Here is a 23,235-nt window from a genome sequence, read left to right on the forward strand (position 1 = left end):
CCTGCGTTTGAACTGAGACCGAATGTGAGACCGAATGTGAGACCGGATGTGAGACCGGATGTGAGACCGGATGTGAGACCGGATGAGGTGTGTCTAGAGCTGGTCGGTGAGGGCTGCTGTTGCTTCCTCGTAGGCCCGGCGGGTGGCCGGGTTCAGAGCTTCGTAGTCGAAGTTCTGGCCTTCCTGCAGGGACCGGTCGAAGGGTACGACGACGACGGCTGCGAGGCCGATGCTGGTTCCGTACTCCTTCAGCTGGGCGAGGCGCTCAGTGTTGGGTTGGGCGGTGTTGGTGATGACCAGGATCGAGCGGCCGAACTTCGCGGCGTGACCTTGGGCTTTGACGCCCTCGATGGTCGCCTCGAGGAGCCGGAAGTCATCGGCCTTGTTCTGCGAGACGAACACGAGCGAGTCAGCGACGTCGACGGCTGCCTGCCAGGTCGATGCCTGGGCTGAGTTGCCGGTGTCGAGCAGGATGAGGTTGTAGAGAGAGAGCAGCACGTCGTGCGCGGCTTTCACGGAGGTGCCGTCGACGCGGCGCCGGTCAGCGCCTTCGGGTGGGGAGGCGAGGACGTGGATCCTGTCGTCGCCCTGGGGGCGGATGTAGCGCACGAGGTCGCTGGTGCGCCGGGTAACTGTGCCGAGGTTCCGGATCAGGTCCAGTGTGGTGCGGTCGTGCGAGCCTGCGAGGGCACGCTCACCAAGGGTTCCCTGGTTTTCGTTGAACTCACCGGCAAGGATGTTCCCTCCGCGGATCCGCCCGTAGGTCGCGGCCAGGTGGTAAGCGACGGTGGTTTTCGTCGCTCCGCCCTTGAGTTGGACGACGGCCATCGTGCAGTGGGTTTCCAGCGGCCGCTGGATGCGGGCCCGGCGGGCCCTGCTTGCCTGCTCTGCAGGGGACGCGGCGAGGTTCGCTTTGAAGGTGGCGTTCAGCCAGCCCCGGAAACCCTCACGGGCCGGCGCTGCAGTCTTCTCGGCCTTCACTTCGGGGCGTAGCTTGATCCGCTCATCGCCGGGCTCCACCTGCACAGTCGCTGGTGCACCCTGCGGCGCCTGAAGGGTCTGCGGTGTGCGAGCCGGTTCAGTGGATGCCGTTGAGGGCAGGTCAGAGGTTTGGTCAACGGCCGGCTGAGGCACTTGACGTGAAGCCCCAGGCTTCGCTGATTTGGGCTGAGCATCCTGGATTACAGGTGCGGCGGCTACGGGAGCCGGGTTCATGTCTGCTGTGATGGGACGCTCTGCTGGGTGCTCGGGCTGGCTTGTAGCTGCTGCCTTGGCGGGACGGGGAGTGGTACGACGAGGAGGTCGCTTCTTCACGGGCACGCTGGTGTCTGCATCGACAGAACCGTCCTCGTTGACGATGAGGTAAGTTTCGGGCTGCGTTGTCGACGACGGGTCGTAGGCGGTGACCTTGAGTGGGCGGCCAAGATCACCGGCCGTGCTGGTGAAAAAGTCGATCGCTTCCGGCATGGAATCGAACGTGCGGTCGACTCCATCAACCGTGACGCTCACTGTGTCGTCATCACCGATGGTTGCCGTGCACACAGGTCTGGTCAGCGCTTCCGTCGTCATCATGTCCCCTCAAGATTCTCTGGTTTCTCGTCCTCTACACCTGATTCCGGTGCAGAGCTGGGGCCAGGCGTGTTGTAGTGCGCCTCGAGGTGGTCCTTGATGTCGTCGCGAAAGATGATCCATGTCCCGCCAAGCCTGATCGCAGGTATCCGCCCCTCGCGCAGCCACCGGTACGTCACTGTCTTGTCAGACAAACCAAGAACGTCAGTGAGCTGTTCGACACTAAGTCGCGAGGGCAGGTCAGCGAAAAGCACATCGAGCGCTCTAGACATACTGACCACTCCAGTCCCCATGCAGGGAACAGTACCCTAGATTGAGCCTTGGTTCACTTTTATTCACTTCGGTTGACATAACGGCCTTTCGGTTCACTAAGTAAGCTACTATGATCGAAGTCGAGTCTATGGGAAGCCGCTGGGGGCATAGCTAAATGAACAATCGTTGGGGTGACTTCGTCACGCGCGAGCCCGTTGAGGCGCCTGTCGTGACAGAAACCGAGATTCGCGACGCCGTTGAGGTTCTACGCGGTGTCGCCGGTCCTCAGCAGGGCATTCTTGGCCTCGCCGCTGGCAAAGGAATGGCCCGCTTCATCACGGATAACCCCGAGGTCTTCTGGCTTGGTGTGCACGGCGGAGCCGGCGAGAACACCATGGCAGAGCTCCTGGGCGGCGTCCCCTGCCACCACCGCTGGCCCTCGCGCTCGGACGCTGACCCGACCGTGCCACCGGCCGATGTTTTCCTCGTCGCCCGGCAGAACCATCGAGGGCTGAAAGCCGCTCAGCTTGCCGCCCGCGATTGGGCCGCTGGCTCGCACCCGACCATTACCCTGCGCGGCCTCGTCGTGATTGCAGATGCACCCGGCAAGCTGCCGAAGACCCTGCACAACCTGACCCGCATCACCGCCGGCGGCGTCCCACAAACATGGACGCTGCCGTGGATAGAAGAGCTTCGACTCGAGGGCGCAGTCGACCCCGAGTCGCTGGCCCGCGAGCCAAGGAAAGTCCTCACAAGTCTCAGTGAGGTCATCGAACACCGTGATTCTGGAAGGAATTAGAACCATGCAACTGCTGCTCATCGCACAGGATGTCCTGATCAACGCCAACACCCTGCCCGACAGCGGACCGCTCGCCCCTCCCGGTATCGGGGACGCCTGGAACCGCATGGTCGGTGTCGGCAAATGGATCGCCCTGGGCATCTGCGTCCTGGGTCTGCTCGTCGTCGGCGGCAAGATGGCGTTCGACTCCAGCCGCGGCGAAACCACCCAGGAAATCTCCGGCATCATCAAGATCGTCCTCGCCGTCGCCCTCATCTCCGGCGGAGCCTCACTGCTGACCTTCATCTCCGGCGGCGGCACGGCGTAGCCACCCTGCAGAATCAGCCCTACCTACAGGAGTAGTCATGGCCGAAACCGAAGAAACCGAGAACGTCTGGTGGGCCGCACCCCGCTTCCTCATGTCGGCCGTCGCCGTCCTGCTGCTCATCATCGTCGGGATCATCCTCTTCGTCTGGATCGGCAACGACGACGAATCCGACGCCGCACCACCAGCACAGACACAGGCGGCAACGCCAACGCCGTCCGCCTCGCTAGCAGCATCGGACGAGTCCGTGTGTGGCCTGGACCCCACTGGCGGAACGACCCTCACCGCCGCGCCCGAGGACGTTGAGTGGGAGTTCCTTGGAGGCATTGCGGCGCCCAAGTCAGCTGAACATGGCCCCGGCGTCGTAAACGAGCAGACCAGTGTTCGCTCCTGCTACTCCCATACACCCGAAGGTGCATTGATGACTGTCACCGGCATGTTGGCAGCCAGCGGAGACACTGAATTACTCCTAGAAACGACGCGTGCTTTGGTTCTCGACGGGGTAGGGAAACAATCAACGCTCGAGGGCTTGGAGCAGCGACTGAGTACCGGTGGTACGTCTACTGTTCCCATCGAAGTAGCAGGCTTCCGTCTGTTGTCATACTCGGCTGATCGAGCGACTGTCGAGGTAGTTCTTGCTGGGGATAGCGGTGATGGAGAGGTCTACCAAACCACGTCGGCGAACATCGTTTGGCAGGACGGTGATTGGTACTTCGAGCTGAAGGATGACGGGTCTGGAGGCCCGGTTGAGGGGCAGATCAGTAACCTCTCCGGCTATATCCCTTGGGGACCCAACAGTGGGTGAAGAAGAGTGCAAGTGGTTTGATACTGGCTGCAAGCTCCAGAACGGCGTATCAGATGCCGTATCTGGGGCAGCTGGAAATGCGATTGAAGCGATGGCCGATGCCGTACAGGCGGCATTGGTCGCGACGATCGCTCAGCTCGGCACGCTGTGGACCACGATCGACGCTGGTGATCTGACGACTGGGGCCACTGGATCCGGGGACGCTCCCGCTGGGGGTGCGTTCAACGATCAGGTTGCCATGATCCTCGGTTATGCGACGTGGATCGGGCTGGGCATCAGCACGATCGCGATCATCCTTCTCGGGATCACACTGGTGACCAATGCCCGCCGTGGTGATGGCGCCGGCCTGGTAAACACGGCCACAATCGTGTTTGCTGGGGCAGCCCTTGTTGGTGGCGCCACCTCGCTCGTCGGGTACATCGTTCCTCGACGGGCGGCGTCCTCAGCCCCGGCCGTGGGCTTCGTGCAGGATCAGACCTTCTATCTGACGCTCGCACTGGCGGCTATCAGCATGATCGTCGCCGGAGTCCGCATGGTGTGGTCCCAGCGTGCCGAACCGGCACAGGACCTTCTCAAGGGACTGCTGACGCTGGCCATCGTGACCGCCTCGGGTGTCGCCCTCCTCAACGTGCTCCTCGGAGCTACCGACGCTCTGGCTGAACAGATCATCACAGCCGGCGTCGGGGACGACTTCCAATCAGACGTCCAGATGCTCCTGGGCATGGAGGACACAGGCGCCTCCAGTGCGACGTTCCTCATGGGCAATCAGATGCTCATCATCGTCGGCGGTCTGCTCGCTGTGGTGGTGAACATCGTGCAGATCATGCTCATGGTGCTGCGAACGGCGATGCTGTTCCTCATCGCGGGCGTCCTGCCCCTGTCGGCGGCGTTCATGAACACCGAGACGGGTAAGAGCTGGTTCAGCAAGATCATCGCGTGGACCCTCGCTTTTGCCTTCTACAAGCCGGCCGCCGCACTGATCTACGCGACCGGTATCCAGATGACGACCTCGGGGCTGTTCTCCGGTCAGGCGCTCCTGCAGTTCTCCGCGGGCCTCATGCTGATCCTCGCGTCCGTCGTCGCTTTGCCGGTCCTCATCGGGTTCCTCAGCCCGGCGCTGGGTGCAATGGCATCCTCCGGTGGCGGTGGTGGGACCGCGATGGGCTTCGCCGCGTTGGGTGCGGCAATCCCGCAGGGTGCCTCCCGCACGCCGCGTGGAGGACAAGGATTCGGCAGCCAGGCACCCCCGCAGGGACCCCCGGCGAAGTCGGAGAAATCTGCGTCAGCGCCTACCGGCGGTGGAGCCGGAAGCGGTGACGGCGCGGCTCCCAAGGGCGCAGACGCAACAGGTGGCGGTTCAAAAGCAGTACCGACCGGGCCAACTGCCGGTACTACAGCCGGGGCCGGCAGTACCGCAGGTGCTGGTGCGGCTGCTGGTGGCGGAGCTGCTGCTGGTGCGGCTGCTGCCGCGCCTCCCACAGCTGCAGCGGTGATCGCCGGTGAAGCGGTCAAGAAGGGCAGTGAAGCAGTGAAGGGTGCGGTCCAGGAGGGCGCACACACCGGATCGGGAAGTGCACAGAGCGGCGCGGGACAGGGCGGCGCGAAACCCTCTGCCCAGGGCGCTATCCCGCCCCAGACCGCCGGAGGACCGCCGGGTGCGAAAGCGGCTGGGCCCAAGGGCGCATCCGGTGCCTCTAGGGCGTCGGGTCCGGCGGGCGCTGCGCTGAGTCAGGGAGCTGCGCAGATTCAGAAGCAGGCGCAGCAGTTGAAGAACGAAGTCGCTAACACCACCGGCAACACTGGGAACGAGGACCGCACTGATGGCGCAAACCGAAGCTAAGACCCCCGACGTCCGACCACGCATTTACGGCAACTACCGGTTGCCGACGAGCAAGGGTCTGGCCGGGCTGTCCACGGCCGGCACCATGATCCTGATCCTCGGTGTCGTTGTCGGCGTGGTCCTGATGATGCTCGGCCAGTGGATGCTGGCCCTGATCTTCGAACTGCTGATCGGACTGTTGATCCTGCTCTCGATGCAGAAGAACAAGCACGGCCGCACGATGATCGAACGCATCATGCGCCGCTTCGGGTGGATGAACGCCCGCTACGCCGGGGCGAACGTGTACCGGGCGGGGCCGATCAGCCGTGTCCCGTCCGGGACCACGCAGCTGCCGGGTATTTCGGCACGCTCGACCATCAGCGAGCACACCGACGGCTACGGCCGCCCCTTCGCACTGCTCCACATCCCGGTGAAGAACCACTACACCGTGGTCCTCGGCTCCGAGCCCGACGGTGGCGGCATGGTCGACCAGGAGCAGATCAACCGCTGGGTCGACCGGTGGTCGCACTGGCTGGGCATGCTCACCGACGAGCCCGGTCTGATTGCCGCGTCCGCGACCATCGAGACCGCACCGGACTCCGGGTTCCGGCTCGCTCGCAAGGTCGAAAACCGGATGGACCCCAACGCCCCCCAGTTCGCCCGCGACATCATGAATGAAACCGTGCGGGCCCTTCCCACCGGTGCGACGGTCACCCGTGCGTACATCGCGGTGACGTTCAAAGCCACGCTGCGCCCGGGCGGGAAGATCCGCAAGGCCGATGAGGTCGCCAACGACCTCGCGGCGCGTCTGCCGAACCTGACCCTGAGCCTGGGGGATACCGGAGCCGGCGTCTCAACCCCCTTGTCCGCGCAGGAACTGTGCGAAGTGATCCGTGTGGCCTACGACCCGGCCGAGGCGATCCTGTTCGACCGCGCCCACGCCGAAGGCAAAGCGCCCATGCTCGACTGGAACGAAGTCGGCCCGCAGGCCGCTGACGCGTTCTGGGACACCTACCACCACAACAACGCGTGGTCGAAGACGTGGGCGATGTCCGTCCCACCCCGGTCGACGATTCAGGCGAACGTGCTGCAGTCCCTCGTCGCACCGACCCCTGAGGTCGTCCGCAAGCGCGTGACAATGCTCTACCGTCCCATCGACCCGGCGCGCGCCGCGCAGCTGGTCGAGAACGACGTCAACACCGCAACCTTCAACGCCTCCTCCCGGAACCGTGCGACGTCGCGGGACAGCCGTGAGACGCGGGCCGCGAAAGCGACAGCGGAGGAAGAGGCCGATGGAGCAGGTCTGCTGAACTTCGCGATGATCGTCACCGCGACCGTCCGACACAAGGAGGACCTGCCCGAAGCCGAGGCCGCGATCGAGAACCTTGGCGCGTCCGCTCGTATCCGCCTCGAGGAGGCTTACGGGGCGCAGGACTCGACCTTCGCCGCCGGCCTGCCGCTGGGCATCGTCATTCCCGACCACCTGGCACTGCCCAAGACTGTAAGGGACGCACTCTGATGGCCGCACTCAACCCCGCTGCAGGTTCATTTAACGCTGCAGGTTCATTCACCTCGGGTCAGGCTCCTCATGGCGCGTGGGCTCAGGTTCTCGCGAAGCTGGGCACGAAGGCTCCGTCGAAAGCGAAGGGCCGAGGCAAGAGCGGCACGAAGGCGAAGAAGGCTCGGACCGGCAGCACTGCGGTCAAGGCCGCGATGCGTCCGGGCCCTCGTGGGTTCAAGGGCCGTGGGATGGGTGAGGCGCAGCTGCTGCACCCGGTGAAGGAGATGCGCGGCACGAACTATCAGGTGTGCGGTCTGTACCCGTTCCCGATGGGCGGCGGCGCACCCCTGGAGGGTGTGCCGCTGGGTCGGAACCTGCTTTCGAACGAGCCGGTGTGCTGTGACCCGATTTCGTGGTTTCAGAACGTCCGCCTGATTTCGAACCCGTCCGCGTTCGTCATGGCGAACCCCGGTCTGGGGAAGTCTTCGCTGCTGCGCCGCATGGCGATCGGCTTGTGCGCGTTCGGGGTGAACCCGATGATTCTCGGGGACATCAAGGGCGAGCACATTGACATGATCGAAAAGCTCGGCGGCAAGGGCCTGCCCTTGGGACGCGGCATCGGCCACATCAACCCCCTCGATGATGCCGGCGCCCTGGAAGCGGCGACCCGGCTGTCCCCGGTGAAGCGGGAGGAACTGCTCACCGAGCTCCACGCACGACGTCGCGGCCTCGTGGCGGCGCTGATTGCCATCCTGCGCAAGAAGCCGCTCGATGAGCGTGAGGAGTCGATTCTCGACCGGTGCCTGATGGTCCTTGAGGCGGAGCACAACCCCGCGGGCACTGTTCCCCTGATGGATGACCTGCGGGCTGTCCTCAAATGCCGTCCGGCTCAGGTGCGGGAGGTGGCTTTGGATCGTGGCAGCGATGAGCGGTACGACACGATCACCGAGGGTCTGGAAAGCTCGCTGAACTCGCTCTGCGGGGCTGGCGCGTTCGGTGACATGTTCTCCAAGCAGTCCACTCACAAGATCGATGCGACGACGCCGATGGCGTTCGACCTCTCGCGGATCTCGCAGGCCGAGAACGATCTGCGGGCGGCAACGCTGATGGCGTGCTGGTCGGCCGGGTTCGGGACCGTCACGACCTCGAACATGCTTGCTGACGACGGCGTGATCGAGCGTCAACGGTTCCTGGTGATCCTTGATGAGCTGTGGAACACCCTCGCGGCCGGTCCCGGCATCGTGGATCAGGTCAACGCGCTCACCCGTTTGAACCGTGAGTGGGGCGTGGGTCAGATCATGGCGTCCCACACCCCGTCTGATCTCAAAGCGGTCAAGGACGAAGCGGACCGGCACAAGGCACAGGGCATCATGGACCGCTGCGGCATCAAGATCCTCGGTGGCCTTGCCCGTTCCGAAATGCCGCTGCTCACCCAGTCGGTGCCGTTGAGCAACCGGGAGCAGGAACAGCTCGCCGCATGGCAGGACCCGCCCGCCTGGAACCGGGCAGGGGATGACGCGATGCGGTACACCAACGACGACGTGTTCCGGCGGACCGATCAGTCGTTCACCGATGATGAGCTGGCTGCGTGGCTCGAGGACGACGACAACGCCGCCTGGTACAACGATGACCGCTCCACCCAGCCCCCACCAGGGCAGGGCAAGTTCTTCATTAAGGTCGGCTCCCGGGCCGGCATCCCGTTCTCGATGGAGTTCACCCCCACCGAGCGTCGGTCGCGTGTCCACGACACCGAGAAGAAGTGGCACAAGGCCAAGAGAGCCGCTGCAGAGGAGAGAGGCGAGCTGTGAGCTCACTGGACCGCAAGCACAAGGCGGGACTCGGCGGTGAGGCCGCACTGCTGGTCGTCCTCATCGTCGCTCTCGTCGGCGTCCCGGGAGCCCTGTACGGGCTGAACACCCTCGGCCACCAGCTCGCACCCCGACCCGAAGGCATCCCGACCGAGTTCTGGCCGCGGTCGCTGGGCAACTTCACCGGCATCATGGCCTGGCGGTCCACCGAGATCACGCTGGCGATCATCGCCGGCGTCGTCCTGTTGGCACTGTTCGTCCTGTACATCGTGATGAGCATCCGCAAGGGCCGGAAGATCGTCAAGCACGACCGGGCCGCAGTGAAGATGGCGTCCTTCAAAGACGTTGCGCCCTTCACCGAGAAGCAGGTCAAAGCCAAAGCCGCCCGCTTCGGCCTGAGTGCTGACCAGTCGCCGGGCGTGATGATCGGGCGCATGGTGCGCGGAGGGAACACGCTCTACGCCTCGTGGGAGGACACTCTCCTGCACATCTGGGGCACCCGTACCGGTAAGACCACGACACAGGCCGCGCCGTCGATCATCGAGGCACCCGGGCCGGTGATCGCCACCTCGAACAAGCGGGACCTATCCGATCTGACCCGCGACATCCGCGCCGAGAACGGCGACGTGTGGATCTTCGACCCGCAAGGCGTCGCCAACGAAAAACCCACCTGGTGGTGGAACCCACTCAGCTACGTGATCGACGCCGAACGCGCCGCGGAGATGGCGAACAACTTCGCCCTGGGCTCCCGATCTGTTGGGGGTAAGGGCGGCGATGCCTACTTCGACAATGCAGGTAAGGACTTGCTCGCCGGGTACCTGCTCGCTGCCGCTGTCAGCGACCGTCCCATCAGTCAGGTCCATAGCTGGCTCTCGCACTCCGAGAACCAGGAAGCCGCCGGTCTTCTCTTTGATGCCGGATGGCGGAAGGAAGCCGACTCGATGGGCAGCACGATGTCTCTGCCCGACAAGCAACGTGAAGGTGTCTACGGCACCGCACGGCAGATGGCCACGTGCCTGAAGAACGAGAAGATCGCCGCATGGGTGAACCCCAGCGGCCCGGATGATCCGCGGCCGCAGTTCACGCCCGAGGACTTCATCAAGAACAAGAACACCCTCTACGCGCTCTCCAAGGAAGGCGCCGGCACAGCAGGTCCCCTGGTGACGTCGCTGACCGTGGCCACAGCAACCGCAGCCGAAAATTACGCATCTACCCAGGCAGGTGGCCGCCTGGCGGTCCCGATGGTCTGCGTCCTCGATGAGGCTGCGAACGTGTGCCGATGGGAGAACCTGCCCGACCTCTACAGCCACTACGGTTCCCGCGGGATCGTGGTTTCTACATTCCTACAATCCTGGTCTCAGGGCGTCGACGTGTGGGGCGAATCCGGGATGAAAAAGCTGTTCTCCACGGCCAACGTCTTCACCTACGGCGGCAACGTCAAGGAGGAAGGCTTCCTGAAGATGCTCTCCGAGCTCGTGGGTCAGTACCGGTACACCTCGGTATCGACCTCGAGGCAGAAGGACAGCCGCTCCACGAGCCGCCAGGACTCCACCGACGACATCCTCTCCGTCGCGGACCTCGCCGCGATGCCCAAGGGCCGGGCCATCATGCTCGGCTCCGGCTCACGCGCCGTCCTGCTCCGCACAGTCCCCGTCAGCGACCGTTCCTACGCCGATAAGGTCGCGGCGTCGGAAGCCGCTCACAATGGCACACGGGTCGCCTCCGCAGCCGCTGCAGCGACACCTCCGGTGGTGGAAAGCATTGCCGAAGTTCCTGCCAGCCCTGCTGTCGCGGCTGGCGGTAACCGCTGGTCGGCCATGGTGAAGGAGTAGCCCGATGGATCTACACGCACCCTTCGGGTCCGACGACGCTGCCGATGATGTGTTTCCCGGGGAGGAGCCCGACACCGATAGCGTCCCTCGAGCTCAGGGGACCGCGCAGCCTGCTCTCGAGACGGTCTTCGACAACCTCGAGGAGTTCGTCACCGAGTTCCTGGTGCACCAGTATCAGCGTCCCGTTGTGTCTCATGGACGTGCGGAGTTCACTTGGTGCGCCAGCTGGTGGCGGCACAAGGAGGCCGTCAACCGGCTCAACGCACTATGGCGTGCATGGGAAGCACTGCGGACGGACCCGACCACAGGACTTGCGAACTGGTGGAACAGCTACGCCGACCCCACAATGACCGTCCTCTTCTCTGGTACCGGCCCCTTTCAGGGGTGCACGCCAGGGGAGCACAAACCTGCCAACAAACCCTTGCCTGTGGTGCTAGCACCGGAGGGTCTTTACTCAAGCCAGTAGAGGAGAAGAGTCCCTTAATTAGTTCAAAGAAGCTTCTGCCAGCTCTCGGAAGCGGGCGTCCCACCCACGAAACTGAGGCTGGGACCCGAGTAGGGATGTGATGGCGCCAGCTTCGAGGAGGTCGCCGAGCAGGGTGATCCGGGTCGTCCGCGGGTGTGGCTCGTTTTCGCCGGTCCTGACGACCGTCCCTGGAACCCGTACGTGTCCCGCATGCGGGACATCGCTGGCGAGAATGTTGCACACCTAACAAGCGATTTGGGCGGGAACCTCCTGCCGTCGCGGTAAGCGGTGCTCAGGTTAATGTTCGTGCGAGGTATCTAAATTGAGTGCGGGTTGTGGGATGCGACGAACTCGATGATGAGAGCGTTCAGGTCCTGCGTTGCTTCAACAACAAGCTGCCCGGCCGCTCCAGGGGATGCGATGACGACACCCGGCTCAAGGACGTACCGCACCTTCCCGTCGGGCCGTGATGCTGTTCCGCGCCCTGAAACGCAGTAGAGCGAGGTGCCAAGGCCAGCAGGAACGCGGAGGGGCTCGGATTTCTTGTCTAGCCTCACCTCCCTCAGGGTGTAGCCCATGTGGCTGTCAGCGGTAAGTATTGCACCGTCCTTCGAATTCGCCCGATCGGCGGTCGTGGAGTGGATCATTGCGCCTCCTGATTGGTTTCGCGTCGGCTGAGCATGAGCAGTTGGTCGAGCAGGCTTTGGTTCGCGCTGAACAGGGGGAGTGGGGCATCAAGGGTTTCCCTATGCAGCAGGTCCACGCTTGGAAAGCCGCTGCCGGGGACCAGGATTGAATCGGCGCCGTGAAGGTCGGTCGTCCTCAAATGTTGCGCAAGCAGCCGTGGGTCGATTGCCCACTTTGCCCCGTGGTCGAATCGGTCCTGACGAGGGAACTGCTCCCACTCCGGACCGGCTTCAAAGTACTCAAAGGCGGCAGGGGTCACGCCCAGACGACCGAGATAGGACGACAGGGCGCGCACGGTAGGTTCGGTGAACCACGGGGGCAAGACCACGAACGGGGAGCTTGCCCCCTCCTCCAGCATGCACTGGCCGATGGCCTCGGCGGCCGTGAGGGTTACCCACCTGGGATTGATGCTGCGTGCGACGCTCTTGAACTCCGTGTCAAAATCCTCGGGGTTGAAGATGCTGCTGCTGGTAAAGCACAGGCCCACCGCGTCGACGTCTATACGGTTCAGCGTGTGCATGGCGGTGCGGAAGTGTGATCCGACCACGTGGGGTGCGCCGCCAGCAGCGGTGTATTCGGCCCCCATGTCGCGTGGCAAGTGGAATCGGGCTACGTGCACGCTTACGCCGGGTGGGGCGGCATAAGCGATTTCCATTTCCGGCACCGGGTCGTTCTCGACGACGATCAGGCCGATTCGGAGCCGGTCGTAGTCGCCGGTGATCCTCGGGAGGGGAGTCGCCTCAGTGAGCATGAGCGTCTCCCCTCGTTCTGGAAGAGAGCGCGAGCAACACCCCAACGGCGGCGAATGCGCCGTTGATAGCGAAGGCGACCTGGTATCCAAAGACGCCGCTCACGAGGGCGATGACGAGGACCAGTAGGGCGAGGCTGATCCCGCCGGACACGTACTGCGCCGTCGTGATGAGCGAGCCGGCTGCACCCTGGGCGTCCTGGGGAGCATCCGAGGTGCCGATGACGAACATGGCCGTGTAGATGACCCCATGTCCAAACCCACTGATCACGAAGCCGGGCAGGAGCCCCAGCCAGAAGCTCTCGATACCGAGGGAAAGCGCCAGGAGGATGAGTCCTGCAGCGGCGATGCTGAAACCGAGGGCAAGGGTGTATTTCGCGGATCGTGCTGCGATGAGCTTCCCGGCCCCGATGTTTCCGACGGTCACCATTGCCGCCAGTGGAAGGAATGCGATTCCTGCGGCGAGGGCGGAGTAGTTCCGCTGGTCTTGCAGGAACAGGGTGACGAGGAAAAACTCGGTTCCGACGCTTGCCATGTAGAGCGCTGCGGCTGCGGAGCCCACCTTCAGGGAGGCGATCTTGCGCAACGGTCGGTCGATGAGAGGTGCCACCGAGCGTCGTTCGTTGACCAGGAAGACGACCACCGACGCGACGGCGAGGACGAGGCTGGTGATCAGGAGCGCCGGGGAGGTGCTGCTGTCGGCGAACAGGGTCAGGACCAGGACGACGAGAAGGACAGCTGCGGTTCCGGTCAGGCTGGACGCAACGGGCACACGAGCTGTGGAACGCTCGGAGCGGTCTGAGGAGAACGCCTTGATTGCCCCGAGGATGCAGATGATGACGAGCGGGAGGTTGATAAGGAACGTCCACCGCCAGGAGAAGGTAGTCAGCACCCCGCCCAGGACCACGCCTGCAGCGAGTCCTGACGCGCCGACGGCACCCCAGATGGAATAGGCACTGCTACGCAGCGCGCCGGACGGGAACGACTTGCTAAGCAGCGAGAGGACTGACGGCAGCAGTGCGGCGGCTGCGATCCCCTGAAGCGCACGGGCCAGCAGCAGAAGCGTCGAATCCTGAGCGATTCCGCCGAGGAGTGACGCGATACCGAAAACGGCGATAGCCGCGATGAAGACCCGCTTGCCTCCGATTCGGTCAACGATGCGTCCACCGAGGAGTAGGAGACCAGCGAACAGGAGGGCGTACGAGCTCACGACCCACTGCAGCGAGGCCTCGTTCATGCTCAGCTCGGCGCCGATGCTCGGCAGTGCGACATACACGATCGAGTAGTCGAGAGCGATGATGAATTGTGCGATCGAGATGACGAGGAGGGTCAGCGTCTGGGCACTGGTTCTTTTCTCGACAGCGGTATTGGTGGTCACGTCAGGGTTTCCTTCGTTCGGGGTATTGCTTCCAGTGCCTCTAGAAGGTCAACAGATTGTTCGCAGATCACATTCGCTCCGGAAGCGAGCAGATCGGTTCGGTTATCGACACCCCACAGGACGCCGACAGAGTGCATGTGTGCGGACGCAGCCATTCCTATGTCGTGCACGGAATCACCGACGACGATGCAGGTGTCAGGGGTGGTTCCGAGCTTCTGGGCGACGAAGAGAGCCATGTCAGGAGCAGGCTTTGGGTTCTCGACACTGTCCGCCCCCGCCACCACGTCGAAGAACTCGAGCAAATCTGCTGCGTCGAGGATCTCTTCGGCGCTGCGCAGGATCTTGCTGGTGGCTACCGCGAGCTGTGTGTGGCCGGCAAGGGATCGGAGTGTTTCGCGTATTCCGGGGAAGACCAGGGTTGAAGCAGAAGCCACGACATGCTCGGTGAATAGCTCTCGGAACCGAACGACTGCCGCCTCGTGGGTCGCCTCTGTTCCGCCGAAGGTGGAGAAGAGCTGGATCAGCGGCTTGCCGATCATGGCTCTGATGACTGTCTCCGTCGGAGCGTCCAGGCCTAGGTCGAGAGCGGTCATTCGGGCAACACTGACGATGCCCGCTGGCGTGTCGAGCAGGGTCCCGTCAAGGTCGAACAGTACGGCCACTGTGGGGCTCCTTGGAGACGTGGGAAGCGATCTCGGCGGCGGCTACTGCCGTGGAGATCAGGACAGCGCGGTTGGCTTCCGTGCTCCGGCCAGCGGTCGCCTTACTGATGGCAGACAGGACCACCGGGGTCAGTGACTGTCCCCGTATGCCTTGAGTGAGTGCATCCGCCAGTGCGTCGTCGACTGCTCGGTTCAGCTCATCGGAGGGCAGCGCGTCCTCATCGTTGATCGGGCGGGTGATCAGCACTCCTCCTGGCAAGTCAGAGGCGAGATGGATGTCTATGACGCGTGCCAGGTCCGCTGCGGAATCGAGTGTCCAGGGGACCTCGCACCCGGAGGACACTGCGTAGTAGTTGGGGAAGTGCTTGGATCCGTAGCCAACGACGGGGATGCCCTTGGTCTCGAGGTATTCGAGCGTCAGGGCCGGGTCGAGGAGGCTTTTTGCTCCCGCGCAGACTACTGCGATCCGCTGCCTTGCCAGTTCGTCGAGGTCGGTGGACACATCGAACGAGGTCTCAGCGCCCCGGTGCACCCCGCCGATGCCGGCGACGCTGAAGACCTTGATTCTCTGGGCGGCCGCGATGATGAGGCTTGAGGAGACGGTCGTCCCTGCGGTCGCTTTGGATGCCATGGCCAGTGCTAGGTCCCGCGTGCTGATCTTCCTGGGTGAGTTCTCTTCGGCCATCCGGTAGAGCTCCTGGTCCTCGAGCCCGAGCTTGATGCGTCCGTCGATGACACCGATCCTGGCGGGTACCGCCCCGGCGTTCCTCACCGCCTTATCGACGTCGACCGCCATAGCGTGGTTCGTGGGAAACGAGCCGCCTGAGACGCCGGAGGTTTCCATTGCGACTATCGGAGCCTTGTCGTAGAAAGCGGTGGCGACTTCTTCCGAGAGGTCGATGTAGTCGGTGAGCATGGGTGCGGTCCCTTCAGTGGTTCGCGAGTTTTAGGAGCATTGATCGTTCGGTCGGGACGCGGTCCGTGGCGCCAATCATGCGTGGGTGATGGTGCCGCACGAGTGCCGTAATTTCGTCATAGCCCGGGGTGGAGCTCAGATGTTCGTCCGAGAGGAAGCGCATCGTTTTCCCCTGACCGGCCTCTTGATGCACGGAGTCGTGGTGGGCATCGAACTCCAGCGGGGTGATGCCGTAGAAGCGGCAGAGCATCTTCCCGAACACGGGGGTGACCTTCACCCACCTGCCCTGCAGGTAAATTTCGGAGAACCAGTGGAGGAACGTAGTGCCTCCCACAAGGTGCTCGAGCGCCGGAGTCGAGAGGTGATTGTCGACGGTCGATGCGTCCAGGCGTGCGGGCACACCGATTGCCCTGCAAGCAGCGACGTAGAGTGCCGACTTGTGTAGGCAGAACCCCTTCTTTGCTCGCAGCGTGCCGGAAGCGCTGATGCCCTCAGCACTCAGGTCGGTGTCGAAGACTTCGTAGTTGATGCCGTCCCGCACCGCATAGAACAGGTCCCTGGCGGCTTCTTCTGGACCCGGGCTGGTGCCCCGCACCGAGCGTTCGATCCAGGCTGAGACGTCCGGATGCTCGAAGTCGAAGACCGGGCTTGCCCCAAGGAATTCATCCACCGGACTTCACCCCCAGCATCGCTGCGATACGGGTGCGCTGGATCCTGTTGGTGCCCGAGTAAATCGGTCCGGCCAGCGCGTCGACGACGTCCTGAACCTGAACAGATCCACTGGCCACCCCGGATCCTCCACGAAGGTGAGTCGCATCAACTGCGGTGCTCAGGTTCGCTTCGCTGATGACGATCTTGGCAGCGGAAACCTCCTTGGTGATGTCCTTGTTGGTGCGCAGCAGTGAGATCACTTCGTGGATCAGGGCGAGGCCGCTCTGGTACTTCACGAACATGTCAGCGATGGTGAAGGAGATCGACTGATAGGTCGCGATCGGCGAACCGAACTGCTGTCGCCGGTTGACGAAGTCGATGCTCTCGTCGATTCGGCGGTGGATACGGCCGAGGTCGCAGGAGAAGGCATAAATGATTTCCCTCTTCATCACGTAGTCCAGAACCTGCAGCCCTGCTCCCTCCGATCCAATATGGAGGCCCGCCTGAACCCGGACGTTCGTTAGCTCGACCCGACCGATAGGGGATTCAGGAAGGCTTGCTGTCGGCTCGCTGCAGATCTCAACCCCTGGCGTATCGGTGGGGACCAGATAGGCGGAGATGCCGTGGTCCTGCGAGTTGCGGAGTGTGCGGGCGTAGACCACGACGTGGGTTGCGATCGGCGCATTGGTGATGAAGCGTTTCGTCCCGTTGAGGACGACACTTCCATCTGCCTCGTCAACGACTGCGGTTGCCTTCATTCGTGAGGGATCGGATCCTGCATCTTGCTCGGTGATTGCATGGGCTCCGATGTACTGGCCCCGAACCATCCGGCGAAGCACGTCCTGCTTCAGTGAAGGGGAGCCGAACCGCGTGATCGATGTGATCGTCGAGGCAAGGTGCGTGGCCACGGCAAACATCAGCCCTGGATTCTCGCCCGCTTCACCCAGCTTCCTCATCCTTTCGGAAACCTCGGCGATCCGTTCGCTGCTGGACAGGTCCTCCTTGGTGAGGACCTCGAAGATCCCTGTTTCGGAGATCCTCGACCAGCCCTCGTAGTCGAAGTCGAGCCGCTGCGGTGCGGCGACCTCAGTAGCTTGAGAAGTCATGCTCGGAGAGTTCATGGCGTTCGTGGCCTTCCAGGGCTGGAGAGAAAACGCTGATCAGGTGCATGTCCTCGCCCGGATCGGCGCACAGGATGTGGGGGTCATGCTGGTCGAGCGCGTAGAGGGTGCCCGGCTCGATGACTGCTTCGGTAGTCCCGTCTGCGCTGACTACCCTCCCTGACCCGGAGATGCAGTAGCAGGCCTCCAGGTGCTTCTCATAGCGCAGCTTGGACTCGGTCCCAGCCTTTACTACGGTGTGCGCCACTCCGAAGCCGAGTTGCTCGCCCTTGTTGACGAGTCGGAAGCTGGTGCCATTGCCCCAGTCGATGGCAGGGACGTCTTCGCGGGTTCTGATGAACATGATTTCTCCTTTGTGTGGGCTGGATCAGGCCGGGGTGTTCTCGTCGATGAAGTCGGCAATGCCTTGGATGCTGGAGAGTCGCTTCGGGTCGATCTCGAGCTCGTTCACTGGGAGTCCGAACTCGTCGCCGGACCAGGCAACGATCCGGAGCAGCGAGAGACTCGTGACGATTCCGAGCCCGACCAGGTTCAGCTCTGGGTTCAGTTCCTCGGCGGGCACGTCGGTCGCAATTTCCTGTGCGATGTAGTCGCGTACTTTGGTCAGCGTTGCTTCAGGCATTGATGGCTCCTTCGAGGTACGTGAGTTGAGTCAGCTTGCGGTCAATCTTGTCGGTGGATGTTCTGGGGAAGGGCGGTTCCACCATTTGGAAGCGAGCTGGCAGGGCATAAGGTGGCAGCAATCTCGAGCAGTGAACCCGAAGGGCAAGAGGTGAGAGGTTGGCCACACCCCTGGGCCTCACAAGCGCCACGATGCGGGGGGACGCGTCGTCGCCCAGTGCAAGCACTACCGATTCGTCGACGGCATCGTGGCTGTTGATGGAGGCTTCCACCTGATCGAGGCTCACGCGATTGCCGCGAATCTTCACGATGCGCGAGCTGCGCGATTCGAGGTGGTAGGTGCCGTCGGGCTCCCGGTGCACGATGTCACCCGTGGAGAAAAGGGCGGCGTTTTCGCTCTCGCCTTCGGCGGCCATGCCCACATACCGACTCATCATGAAGGGTGTTCGGACCAGGAGTTCACCTGACCCGGAGCCGTCGATGATCATCCCGGTCGAACCCCTGATGGCAGCGGTGACACCCGGCAGCGGCCGCCCGATAGGAAGTCGCTCGCATTCGAGGAAGTTGTCAGTGTCGAACGACGCCATGAAGCTGTTGTTCGTCTCGGTCGAGCCGTACACGTTGTGGAACCGGGCTCGCGGGAAGATGTCGAACATTAAGAGCCGTGTTTCCCTGTCGAGACTGGATCCGGTGGTAATGACGTCCCGCACCCCGGGCAGTCGTAGTGGATCCTCGTCGGTTGGCGCGGTGAGGGACTTGAAGACGAATGGCACGCCCTGGATGAGGTCGACGTCGGAATTCCTGAGAAGTGATCTCAGTGCGGCCGGACTTTGTGCGTCGGCGTCACGAACAAGCTCGACGCTTCCCCCGTTGGCGAGCACGGCCCACACTTCGAACAGGGACAGGTCGAAGTTCATGGGAGCGAAACCTAGCGACCGCCGGCCGGAGAGGCTGTAGGTTTGCTCGGCCCAGCCGAAGAACTCCCTGACAGCGTGCTCAGCCAGGGGAACAAGCTTGGGCTCGCCCGTGCTGCCAGATGTCGGAAGGATCAGAAGGATCCCCGCTACGTCCAGCCGGGGAGAGGGCTCAGCGTGGATGAGCTGTGGTGGTCGCCCTGCTGAATGCAGAACTGCCGCAGCATGGCTGCGGATGACCATTCCTTCCACTAGGGATTCTTCGCTGTTGGCAGGGAACACCAGAACGGACACGTCGAGGATCCACAGGGCTGCGATGTCGATGACCGTGTTCAAGCCGCGTATGCCTTCGACAGCCACGACAGTGGAAGGGCGGATGCCCTCTGCACGAAGAGCGGAGGCTCGCTCGTCGATCAGGCGTCCGAGCGCGGTGTAGCTGTACTCGGACCCCTGCCAGTGGACCGCAGGACGTTCGGGATTCGCCGCCCCGTAGGCTCGGATTCCGTCGATAGTCGGGTTGCTCACTCGAGTGTCCCTTTCGATTGCAGGCGCGAGAAATCAGGGCGGTGTGGCTGTGGGTGTGTGGTGCTGACTCGACGGTGAGTCCTCTGGCCCCTTCGGGGGCGGAAGGCATGTCCTTCAGACCTCAGTCTGCTGGCCCGGACCGTGGCTGTCCTGCCCCTGCCTTGGGTAGTACTGGCAGTGACAGGCTGGTCAGAAGGTTCTGGCAAGTCGGACTTCGTTTCAGGGAGTTCGAGCGGTAGCCAACGTCAGAACGAGGGATGGTGTGGCCGCGAAGAATCCGTCCAGGACACGCCGTGAATTCGCTCGTTGCCAGGCACGGAATCGGCCGTGCAGGGAGGACGAGTCGCTGAAACGGACCTCGATGTCTCGAATGGTCGATAACTTTGAAGACGGCGACAGAGCCTTGAAGGCAGCTTCTTTCGCGCTGAACAGGAGTGTGGCCACGTCGATGCACTCGACCTCGGGAAGATGATCGAGTTGGCTTTTGGAGGAGAAGATTTCCAGAGCACCACGGGGCACATCACCACCCGCTTCGATGTCGATTCCGACGGCGCCCGCGGCAGACCAGGCCACCGCTGCTGCGTGGCCGGCCGAGTGCGAGATGCTTCCCGAATACCCCTGTGGCCACCGTGCAGCTCCTGTTGAAACAGGGTCCAGTACGGCAGGCCCGTGATGCCCTGCACTTCGTAGGGCATCACGGGCGGCAGTGCGACCTGCAAGATATTCGGCAGTCCGCTGACCCCTCCAGCCTTCTCTAGGATCGCTGGTGAAGGGCTCGAACGAGAGTGCGAGACCAGGCTCGAGCAGATACCTCGATGCCCCGCCCGCCATATAGGCCTCGAAGGACCTGGCCACGAGCTGGCTGCGCTCCGGCCAGGAGCTTAGGGTCGAACCCATTCGTGAAAAGGCTCGAGGCGGCCATCGAGCTCCTTGAACTGCGCAACCGGTCCCCACCCCTCGGTTTCGAAGGGGAACTCCTCGTAGGTACCCCGCAGGTCGCACCCGAACGATCCAGCCTCCTCGCGGGTGACCGTGTAGAAGATCGTCTCGATACCCGCGTAGAAGGCAGACACGTAACAGAGCGTGCACGGCGAGCATGAGGTGTACATGGTGGCGCCCTTCAGCGCTTCAAGACCCAACTTCGTAGTCGCGTCCCTGATGGCGGCGACCTCTGCGTGAGCTGTCGGGTCGGAATCCTCAACGACCCGGTTGGGTGTAGGGGCGAGGGTGATGCCGGCGGCGGTCACGATCGTCGTAACGAAGGGAAGCCCTCCACCCTTGACCTCCAAGGTCGCAGCCTCAATGGTGGCTTGAGCTACCGCTTCGTCGAAGCCGGTACTGACTTGAGTGTTCATCGGGATCTCCTTTTGGTGTGTGATGCAAAACCGCCATTGTTGGCGGGAGTCGGGTGGCTGAGGGGCGCCTTAGTCGATGCCGTCCATGAAGACCTCGCGCATCGCTTGCTCGACGAGCTCGTAGGAACGGACGCGGTCCTTGAAGCGGGGGAGGGGCGTCGAGATCATCAACTCATCGACGGCCATCTGTCTGGAGAGTCTTTTCAACTCCCGTACCACCGTCACCGGCTCGCCCACGATCATCTTCTGGTCGTTGCCACCCCGCAGGGACAGTTCCTGCTCGGACCACCCCGAGAGCGCGCTGTCGGCGCAACTGGGGAAGGGCTGGTCGACGCCGAGGTCCTTGCGTGCGCGCCACAGCCGCACGGAGTTTGCAAGGCGATCTGCCTCGTCGGAAGTGGGTGCGGTGATGACCCGGACTGCTCCTAGCGCCTCTGGATGTGCCCGGTGATTCGTCGGCGCATAGGTCGAGGCGTACTTCAGAATCGCCGGCCGGCCACTTGTCGCGTTGAGGAAGTGCGCGTGTGCGTATCCCGTGCCCAGAGCGGCAGCTAGTGGGGCGGAACCTTTGCCGGCCCCCAGGAGCCACACTTTCAGGTCCTTCCGCTGCTGGTCATCGGGCATCAGCTGAAGCCTCGCGTGCAGCTGGATGAGCTTGTCGCTGAATTGCTCCGTGTCCGATGATCCTGCCCGCCCGACGCCGAGGTCGACCCTGCCAGGGTGCAGCGCTACGAGGATCTCGAATGCTTCGGCAATCCGCCTCGGGTCGTGATGCCCAAGTAGGACACCTCCCGTTCCGACGCGGATCTGCTTCGTCGCGTCAAGAACGGCCATGGCAAGGAGTTCCGGGGTCGTGCCAGCGAAGCCAGGTGAACCGTGGTGTTCTGCGACCCAGAACCGGTGATACCCCATGCTCTCGGTCGCGGCCGCGAGCTGTACGGTCTCGCGAATGGCCTCTGCCGGGGTGAGCCCCGCCGCCACCGGGGACTGGTCAAGGACGGATAGCCTCATCGCGTCGGGTAGGTCGTGCCAGGCGCGCATGCGGGCACGATAGTGAAGTCGGCCATGAAGACGAGGTTGTGGAGGTCGGCAGATGCGATCGATCGCAGGAGCGGCACTTCATCCGCGGCCTGCTTGTCAGTGAAGACGTTCATCGGCCACTCCCGCACTGTGCCTCCGCGCAGGTGCGGATGGTGAAACCCGCGACCGTAGTAGGCATGAAGACTTACTGGCGGTAATGCCAGAGACCTCTGCTCCTCCCAGGACAAGGTCCAGGAACAGAGCTGGCCGTCGAGTGTCTGCACTGTTCCGGTGTCCTCCACGGTGCCCCGTCCGAGGATGAGTGCTTCGTTCATTTCTGCCAGGACCTGAAGTGCGTACGGGCGGAGGAGATCCACAGCCGTGAAGAAGAGTGCTTCCTTGTCCCGCCTCGATACCGCGTCCCCGTGGGTGCCATCGCGCAGGTCTGCGAAATGTCGCCGGAGCGAATGGGTGTACGCGGGCTGTTCCGTGCGGATTGAGGAGTGGGTCATGGTCTGCTCGTTTCGGATGTCTTGTTGGTGGTCAGTTCGAGACTCATGCGTTCGAGCTCGAACTGAACCCACTGGTGAACAGGATTGGCGCGCGCTGACGCGCTGAGGAACTGGCCGTGGAAGACCCATGGGTCCTCGCGCACGGAAACGCTGACGGCGGCGTCACGGAGCTTCCTCGCGAATTCGTGGACGTCGTCGCGAACGGGGTCGGAAGGACCGACGAGAAGTGCCGTGCGGCAGACGCCGGCCAGGTGTTCCTCGTGGATTGGAGCAAGGTACTTGGACGTGCGCAGCGTCCCTTCGGCACCCGCGTACTGCCTCCAGGCGTGCATCAGCATCCGATGTGGAGGAAATGGCTGCTCGGGCTGGTGGTAGGACGGGGATGTGCAGCCTGGATCGAGCGGTGGGTACGCCAGGATCTGCCCTGCTAGGCGAAACCCGCTGTCACGAGCGAAGAGCGCGGCTCCAGCTGCCAGTGTTCCTCCGGCACTGTCACCGCCGACATAGGTGGAGCCACCGAACTGCGCTGCGCTCCAACGGAGGGCACATGAGATGTCCATGACCGCCGTCGGGTGTTCCCATTGGGGTGCCAGCCGGTAGCCGACACTCACGATCCGAGCCCGCCCGAGTGCCGCAAGCTGCAGACAGGCGCCGTGCCAGTCATCGATTGAGCCTCGCGTCCAGCTGCCACCGTGTGCCCAGACGAGGTTTGTGTCGTTGGCACCTTCCGGCTCATAGACCCTGACCCGGATGCGCTGACCGTCGGCCACGGGAATCGTCTGGTCGTGGAAGCTGACCGCACATCGATGCGGTTTGGATGCAGCCAGGTGCGCGGGCAGGTCGATGGTCATTGGATCAGTCTTGCTGCGCCGGCTGCTTCCCACCTGTCCCTGCTCTGCCTATCACTCACAGGGCGTGGATAGATTTGCCTACCCCTGTTGATACTTGCTCAGCGGAACACCGAAGTGAC

The 23,235-nt window shown here is 63.2% G+C and carries 25 protein-coding genes and 1 pseudogene; 8 read left to right on the forward strand and 18 right to left on the reverse strand.

All coding sequences use genetic code 11. The features are described 5' to 3' along the window. Positions 1 to 93: 93 nt before the first annotated feature. A complete protein-coding gene (locus AC4D2O_RS16990) occupies positions 94 to 1,569 on the reverse strand; it encodes a MinD/ParA family ATP-binding protein (protein ID WP_490908536.1) in 1,476 nt (491 codons plus the stop codon). Beyond that, complete coding sequence (locus tag AC4D2O_RS16995; RefSeq protein WP_490908537.1) at positions 1,569 to 1,862, reverse strand: helix-turn-helix domain-containing protein; 294 nt, start codon at positions 1,860 to 1,862, stop codon at positions 1,569 to 1,571. Before AC4D2O_RS16995 ends, AC4D2O_RS16990 begins: the two co-directional genes overlap by 1 nt. 188 nt (positions 1,863 to 2,050) lie before the next feature. Between AC4D2O_RS16995 and AC4D2O_RS17000 the strand changes: the two genes are divergently transcribed. The 8 genes from AC4D2O_RS17000 to AC4D2O_RS17035 are packed head-to-tail and all read left to right on the forward strand — an operon-like array spanning position 2,051 to position 11,155. Then, on the forward strand, positions 2,051 to 2,620 hold the full coding sequence (locus AC4D2O_RS17000) for a DUF6668 family protein (RefSeq protein WP_490908538.1): 570 nt from the start codon (positions 2,051 to 2,053) through the stop codon (positions 2,618 to 2,620). A gap of 4 nt (positions 2,621 to 2,624) precedes the next feature. After that, complete coding sequence (locus AC4D2O_RS17005; protein ID WP_104181678.1) at positions 2,625 to 2,927, forward strand: hypothetical protein; 303 nt, start codon at positions 2,625 to 2,627, stop codon at positions 2,925 to 2,927. 37 nt (positions 2,928 to 2,964) lie between these two features. Beyond that, on the forward strand, positions 2,965 to 3,729 hold the full coding sequence (locus AC4D2O_RS17010; RefSeq protein WP_490908539.1) for a DUF8175 domain-containg protein: 765 nt from the start codon (positions 2,965 to 2,967) through the stop codon (positions 3,727 to 3,729). Then, complete coding sequence (locus AC4D2O_RS17015) at positions 3,722 to 5,569, forward strand: TrbL/VirB6 family protein (protein WP_490908540.1); 1,848 nt, start codon at positions 3,722 to 3,724, stop codon at positions 5,567 to 5,569. The genes AC4D2O_RS17010 and AC4D2O_RS17015 overlap by 8 nt, the downstream gene beginning before the upstream one ends. Beyond that, positions 5,550 to 7,067, forward strand: coding sequence for an SCO6880 family protein (locus AC4D2O_RS17020; protein ID WP_490908541.1), 1,518 nt, complete (start codon positions 5,550 to 5,552; stop codon positions 7,065 to 7,067). Before AC4D2O_RS17015 ends, AC4D2O_RS17020 begins: the two co-directional genes overlap by 20 nt. Next, positions 7,067 to 8,857 carry an ATP/GTP-binding protein gene (locus AC4D2O_RS17025; protein WP_490908543.1) on the forward strand — a complete coding sequence of 597 codons (1,791 nt, stop codon included), beginning with the start codon at positions 7,067 to 7,069 and terminating at the stop codon, positions 8,855 to 8,857. The genes AC4D2O_RS17020 and AC4D2O_RS17025 overlap by 1 nt, the downstream gene beginning before the upstream one ends. Further along, the gene (locus AC4D2O_RS17030) at positions 8,854 to 10,689 is read left to right on the forward strand and encodes a type IV secretory system conjugative DNA transfer family protein (protein WP_490908544.1); all 1,836 of its coding nucleotides are present in this window, start codon (positions 8,854 to 8,856) and stop codon (positions 10,687 to 10,689) included. Before AC4D2O_RS17025 ends, AC4D2O_RS17030 begins: the two co-directional genes overlap by 4 nt. Before the next feature lie 4 nt (positions 10,690 to 10,693). Then, a complete protein-coding gene (locus AC4D2O_RS17035) occupies positions 10,694 to 11,155 on the forward strand; it encodes a DUF4913 domain-containing protein (RefSeq protein WP_490908545.1) in 462 nt (153 codons plus the stop codon). 317 nt (positions 11,156 to 11,472) lie between these two features. On the opposite strand, the gene AC4D2O_RS17040 is transcribed toward AC4D2O_RS17035, so the two are convergent. The 16 genes and pseudogenes from AC4D2O_RS17040 to AC4D2O_RS17115 form a co-directional block, all read right to left on the reverse strand. Continuing rightward, positions 11,473 to 11,802: a cupin domain-containing protein gene (locus AC4D2O_RS17040; protein ID WP_490908546.1), complete on the reverse strand. Its 330-nt coding sequence runs from the start codon at positions 11,800 to 11,802 to the stop codon at positions 11,473 to 11,475. Next, positions 11,799 to 12,593 carry a hypothetical protein gene (locus AC4D2O_RS17045; protein ID WP_490908547.1) on the reverse strand — a complete coding sequence of 265 codons (795 nt, stop codon included), beginning with the start codon at positions 12,591 to 12,593 and terminating at the stop codon, positions 11,799 to 11,801. The genes AC4D2O_RS17040 and AC4D2O_RS17045 overlap by 4 nt, the downstream gene beginning before the upstream one ends. Beyond that, complete coding sequence (locus tag AC4D2O_RS17050; protein WP_490908548.1) at positions 12,583 to 13,968, reverse strand: MFS transporter; 1,386 nt, start codon at positions 13,966 to 13,968, stop codon at positions 12,583 to 12,585. Before AC4D2O_RS17050 ends, AC4D2O_RS17045 begins: the two co-directional genes overlap by 11 nt. Next, positions 13,965 to 14,630 (reverse strand): HAD family hydrolase, encoded by a 666-nt coding sequence (locus tag AC4D2O_RS17055; RefSeq protein WP_490908549.1) that lies wholly within the window; start codon positions 14,628 to 14,630, stop codon positions 13,965 to 13,967. The genes AC4D2O_RS17050 and AC4D2O_RS17055 overlap by 4 nt, the downstream gene beginning before the upstream one ends. Continuing rightward, complete coding sequence (locus tag AC4D2O_RS17060) at positions 14,608 to 15,546, reverse strand: pseudouridine-5'-phosphate glycosidase (RefSeq protein WP_490908550.1); 939 nt, start codon at positions 15,544 to 15,546, stop codon at positions 14,608 to 14,610. The genes AC4D2O_RS17055 and AC4D2O_RS17060 overlap by 23 nt, the downstream gene beginning before the upstream one ends. Positions 15,547 to 15,559: 13 nt before the next feature. Further along, on the reverse strand, positions 15,560 to 16,216 hold the full coding sequence (locus tag AC4D2O_RS17065) for a transglutaminase-like domain-containing protein (protein WP_490908551.1): 657 nt from the start codon (positions 16,214 to 16,216) through the stop codon (positions 15,560 to 15,562). Continuing rightward, positions 16,209 to 17,303 carry an acyl-CoA dehydrogenase family protein gene (locus AC4D2O_RS17070; RefSeq protein WP_490908552.1) on the reverse strand — a complete coding sequence of 365 codons (1,095 nt, stop codon included), beginning with the start codon at positions 17,301 to 17,303 and terminating at the stop codon, positions 16,209 to 16,211. The genes AC4D2O_RS17065 and AC4D2O_RS17070 overlap by 8 nt, the downstream gene beginning before the upstream one ends. Beyond that, positions 17,284 to 17,661 carry an ectoine synthase gene (locus AC4D2O_RS17075; RefSeq protein WP_490908553.1) on the reverse strand — a complete coding sequence of 126 codons (378 nt, stop codon included), beginning with the start codon at positions 17,659 to 17,661 and terminating at the stop codon, positions 17,284 to 17,286. Before AC4D2O_RS17075 ends, AC4D2O_RS17070 begins: the two co-directional genes overlap by 20 nt. A 24-nt stretch (positions 17,662 to 17,685) precedes the next feature. Then, positions 17,686 to 17,940: an acyl carrier protein gene (locus tag AC4D2O_RS17080; protein ID WP_490908554.1), complete on the reverse strand. Its 255-nt coding sequence runs from the start codon at positions 17,938 to 17,940 to the stop codon at positions 17,686 to 17,688. After that, positions 17,933 to 19,378, reverse strand: coding sequence for an AMP-binding protein (locus AC4D2O_RS17085; protein ID WP_490908555.1), 1,446 nt, complete (start codon positions 19,376 to 19,378; stop codon positions 17,933 to 17,935). The genes AC4D2O_RS17080 and AC4D2O_RS17085 overlap by 8 nt, the downstream gene beginning before the upstream one ends. A 219-nt stretch (positions 19,379 to 19,597) precedes the next feature. Continuing rightward, positions 19,598 to 19,951: a 4'-phosphopantetheinyl transferase superfamily protein gene (locus AC4D2O_RS17090; RefSeq protein WP_490908641.1), complete on the reverse strand. Its 354-nt coding sequence runs from the start codon at positions 19,949 to 19,951 to the stop codon at positions 19,598 to 19,600. Positions 19,952 to 19,957: 6 nt separating this feature from the next. Continuing rightward, positions 19,958 to 20,275, reverse strand: a pseudogene (locus AC4D2O_RS17095) (hypothetical protein); the annotation flags it as partial. Further along, entirely contained in the window at positions 20,260 to 20,733 is a 474-nt protein-coding gene (locus AC4D2O_RS17100) for a nucleoside deaminase (RefSeq protein ID WP_490908556.1), read from the reverse strand. The gene AC4D2O_RS17100 and the pseudogene AC4D2O_RS17095, both read right to left, overlap by 16 nt. Positions 20,734 to 20,802: 69 nt before the next feature. Then, positions 20,803 to 21,774 carry an MsnO8 family LLM class oxidoreductase gene (locus AC4D2O_RS17105; RefSeq protein WP_490908557.1) on the reverse strand — a complete coding sequence of 324 codons (972 nt, stop codon included), beginning with the start codon at positions 21,772 to 21,774 and terminating at the stop codon, positions 20,803 to 20,805. Beyond that, entirely contained in the window at positions 21,741 to 22,265 is a 525-nt protein-coding gene (locus AC4D2O_RS17110) for a hypothetical protein (protein WP_490908558.1), read from the reverse strand. The genes AC4D2O_RS17105 and AC4D2O_RS17110 overlap by 34 nt, the downstream gene beginning before the upstream one ends. Beyond that, positions 22,262 to 23,116 (reverse strand): alpha/beta hydrolase fold domain-containing protein, encoded by an 855-nt coding sequence (locus AC4D2O_RS17115; protein ID WP_490908560.1) that lies wholly within the window; start codon positions 23,114 to 23,116, stop codon positions 22,262 to 22,264. The genes AC4D2O_RS17110 and AC4D2O_RS17115 overlap by 4 nt, the downstream gene beginning before the upstream one ends. Positions 23,117 to 23,235 lie beyond the last annotated feature (119 nt).

The organism is Arthrobacter sp. TJ-238 (assembly GCF_058269215.1).